The organism is Moorena sp. SIO2C4 (genome assembly GCF_010672485.1).
Classification (GTDB): domain Bacteria; phylum Cyanobacteriota; class Cyanobacteriia; order Cyanobacteriales; family Coleofasciculaceae; genus Moorena; species Moorena producens.
Window position 1 is genome coordinate 1 of record NZ_JAAHGN010001021.1, and the last position, 2,712, is coordinate 2,712.

Annotated in this window: 6 protein-coding genes and 1 pseudogene; 3 read left to right on the top strand and 4 right to left on the bottom strand. The window is 42.3% G+C overall.

From position 1 onward, the window contains the following. Positions 1-59: 59 nt before the first annotated feature. Positions 60-194, bottom strand: a complete 135-nt coding sequence (locus F6K20_RS33035; RefSeq protein ID WP_287297581.1) for a hypothetical protein — start codon at positions 192-194, stop codon at positions 60-62. Between the two features lie 429 nt (positions 195-623). On the opposite strand from F6K20_RS33035, the gene F6K20_RS33040 reads away from it, so the two are divergent. Beyond that, positions 624-821 (top strand): hypothetical protein, encoded by a 198-nt coding sequence (locus F6K20_RS33040; protein ID WP_008185695.1) that lies wholly within the window; start codon positions 624-626, stop codon positions 819-821. 170 nt (positions 822-991) lie between these two features. On the opposite strand, the gene F6K20_RS33045 is transcribed toward F6K20_RS33040, so the two are convergent. Together F6K20_RS33045 and F6K20_RS33050 are read right to left on the bottom strand one after the other, a co-directional pair. Continuing rightward, positions 992-1,192 carry a hypothetical protein gene (locus tag F6K20_RS33045; protein WP_287262774.1) on the bottom strand — a complete coding sequence of 67 codons (201 nt, stop codon included), beginning with the start codon at positions 1,190-1,192 and terminating at the stop codon, positions 992-994. 18 nt (positions 1,193-1,210) lie between these two features. Further along, positions 1,211-1,411, bottom strand: a complete 201-nt coding sequence (locus tag F6K20_RS33050) for a hypothetical protein (protein WP_131827146.1) — start codon at positions 1,409-1,411, stop codon at positions 1,211-1,213. Positions 1,412-1,501: 90 nt separating this feature from the next. On the opposite strand from F6K20_RS33050, the gene F6K20_RS33055 reads away from it, so the two are divergent. Next, positions 1,502-1,855 (top strand): DUF433 domain-containing protein, encoded by a 354-nt coding sequence (locus F6K20_RS33055; RefSeq protein WP_008185691.1) that lies wholly within the window; start codon positions 1,502-1,504, stop codon positions 1,853-1,855. After that, positions 1,830-2,207: a DUF5615 family PIN-like protein gene (locus tag F6K20_RS33060; protein ID WP_008185689.1), complete on the top strand. Its 378-nt coding sequence runs from the start codon at positions 1,830-1,832 to the stop codon at positions 2,205-2,207. The genes F6K20_RS33055 and F6K20_RS33060 overlap by 26 nt, the downstream gene beginning before the upstream one ends. A 153-nt stretch (positions 2,208-2,360) precedes the next feature. Here the strand turns inward: F6K20_RS33060 and F6K20_RS33065 are convergent. Continuing rightward, positions 2,361-2,712, bottom strand: a pseudogene (locus tag F6K20_RS33065) (NHLP bacteriocin system secretion protein); the annotation flags it as partial.

Below are 2,712 nucleotides of genomic sequence, written 5' to 3' on the forward strand. Positions count from 1 at the left end.
AGTGTATTGTTAACCCTTGAGCCTTATAGCCCTACGCGCAAGTCAAAAGTATAGGGTTTTTAGGGAGCAGGGAGCAGGGAGCAGGGAGCATGGAGCATGGAGCAGGGAGCAGGGAGCAGGGAGCAGGGAGCAGGGAGCAGATAAGAGTGAATTGCAAACCGCTGTATTGATAATTGTGATATTTTTGCGATCATGGAAGTAACTCCTATTTAGGTGGGAGGAAAACCGCGCTGGCGTTGGTTAATGGTTTTCACCAGCGCGGTTATTAGTCTCAGTCTCAATGTCTATAGTATAGATAAATCCTGGAAAAAGTGCAAGGGGTTATTTAAGATTTTTACATTTATTTACAAACACTATTTGTAGGTATTTATGGATTCAATTATGGATAAATAATGATAGCAATGTCAGTCTAGATTAGGACATATTTTTTTGATTTAAAAGGTAACAATAAAGTTATATTGTTGCTTTTTTTATTAACTTTAAAATCTTCATAAAAAACTTTCAAAAACCCTGTCTTGATGCAGTCGCTCATGGGGGAAACCCCCAAGACCGCGCTGCATCGCTTGACAAATAAATATATAATCATTACAATAATCAATGTAAACAAATTGAATCTTTGACCTATGTCAGAATTTACTCCAAACTCCAACAAACAAGCCGTTAAGCACATCTTAAAGGGGTCTCGTAAAGCAGTACTCAACACGATGTACGCCCTTTATGGTCTGCGCTATGCTGAGATTTCCGAATGGAGTCCTCTGCAGCCCACTGAAGTTCCAGGGGAATTCATTACTATCATGACCAAGTATTTGTTGTTGCCATAACACCTTGTCTTGATGCAGTCGCTCATGGGGGAAACCCCCAAGACCGCGCTGCATCGCTAAATTTCTGGGGGGGTTTCCCCCCCTTGGCCAATCCCATCGGATCACGTCCGGATTGGTTCGGAAACTTCTGACATAGGTGATTGAAATAGCCGTCGATAGTATTTCTACGGCTATTTTTTTTTGTTTTGAGACTTATAGAAAAAGGGAATCGGGAATCGGGAATCGGGAATCAAGAATTGGGAATTGGGAATTGGGAGCGGTGCGACCCGTGGCGAATTTAATTCGCCTACGGAAAGCGCACCGAGAGAATTGGGAATCGGGAACAGGCAAAGCAATACTTGTGGTTCAGTAAGCCTGTACTCCAACATCATCAAAGTATGATAAAATTCTTAATTATAACAGTCGCCAGGGTAATTAGGACATGACAAAAGTCTCAAACTACAGTATGGCAAGAGTTTAACTTCTGACTTCTGACTTCTGACTTCTGACTTCTGACTTCTGACTTCTGCTATATAACGAGCTAATAAGCTAATACAGCGTTTTCCATAACTATTAGGTGCCCTTGACCCATTAAGAATTAAATTCGCCACGGGTCGCACCTGAGGTACACAGCATTTTTTACCTCTTGCCTCTTGCTTATTGCCTGCTCCCTGCTCCCTACTCCCTTTGCTATAAAATAAATGCAACTAGAAAACTATTTTGACTTCCTAAGTGTGGACGATATTCGGCTCAAAGGCACAAGAATAGGAATAGAAACTATTCTCTATGATTATATCCATCGTGCCCGCACTCCCGAAGAAATTGCCGAAACCTATCCATCCCTAAATCTAGAACAGGTCTACGCTACTATTCTTTATTATCTACACAATAAAGAAATGGTGAGCCAATATGTTGCTGACTGGTTAGAGTGGAGTCACCAGCAACTGAAAGCACAGCAACTTAATCCCTCCACCTCTGCGCTGCGATTGCGGAAGTTGAGAGCAGAACGAAAAGTAATGAAAAAAGCTGATGACTCTCAAATATCTATTGGATGAAAATGTCAATCCTGCTTACAAAATCCAATTGACCCGGAATTCTCCTGATTTGGTGATGTGGGTTGTTGGTGAACCGAATACTCCTGCAAGAGGAACGTTAGACCCACAAATTCTGAACTGGTGTGACGAGTATGGTTTTGTGCTGGTGACAAATAATCGTAAATCTATGCCGACCCACTTAGCTGATTATATTGCAGAAGGGAATCACATACCAGGCATCTTTATTCTCAACACCAAGTTAAGTATGGGAGAAAATATTGATGAGTTGGTTTTTCTAGCTGAGGCATCTTTTGAAAGCGAATATCAAGACCAAATTATTTATCTTCCACACAGTTATAGCGTTTCTAAATAGCTCATGAAAACCCTTGACTACTCTTCCCGACTCCCTGTTCCCTGCTCCGAGGCTCCCTGCTCCGAGGCTCCCTACTCCCTACTCCCTACTCCCTACTCCTTGTTCCCTGTTCCCTAAAACCTAAAGATTTTTACCTAACCCAATTGATAATTTCTATATCCCACTCCACTCTCTCAAAATAGGCAAAACCCAAGTAATGGGCGTACGCTCTTCCACTGTTACCCTTACGGTTGTTGTGGTTCCTGGAGAAATTTTTAACGGGGGTCCGAGGGAAGATGACCATTTATAACCACTGGGGGTTTTGGAGTCAAGTTGTAATTTAGCGATCGCTTCGATTTTACCTCCTTCTTCGCCCATTAATTTTTGTACCACTTCGGGGTTTCCGATCACCGAACTCGCCCCTGCTGAGGTGATTGAAAAGGGAGAAACTTCAGTTATTTTCCCGACAATTCCCCCATATCTTGTCCGTTTTACTGTATCCGGTGTAATTAAAATCTTCATGCCC

Coding starts and splice junctions, on each gene's coding strand:
- F6K20_RS33035 (WP_287297581.1), bottom strand. CDS start 194: ATGATCGCAAAAATATCACAATTATCAATACAGCGGTTTGCAATTCAC.
- F6K20_RS33040 (WP_008185695.1), top strand. CDS start 624: ATGTCAGAATTTACTCCAAACTCCAACAAACAAGCCGTTAAGCACATC.
- F6K20_RS33045 (WP_287262774.1), bottom strand. CDS start 1,192: ATGATGTTGGAGTACAGGCTTACTGAACCACAAGTATTGCTTTGCCTG.
- F6K20_RS33055 (WP_008185691.1), top strand. CDS start 1,502: ATGCAACTAGAAAACTATTTTGACTTCCTAAGTGTGGACGATATTCGG.
- F6K20_RS33060 (WP_008185689.1), top strand. CDS start 1,830: ATGACTCTCAAATATCTATTGGATGAAAATGTCAATCCTGCTTACAAA.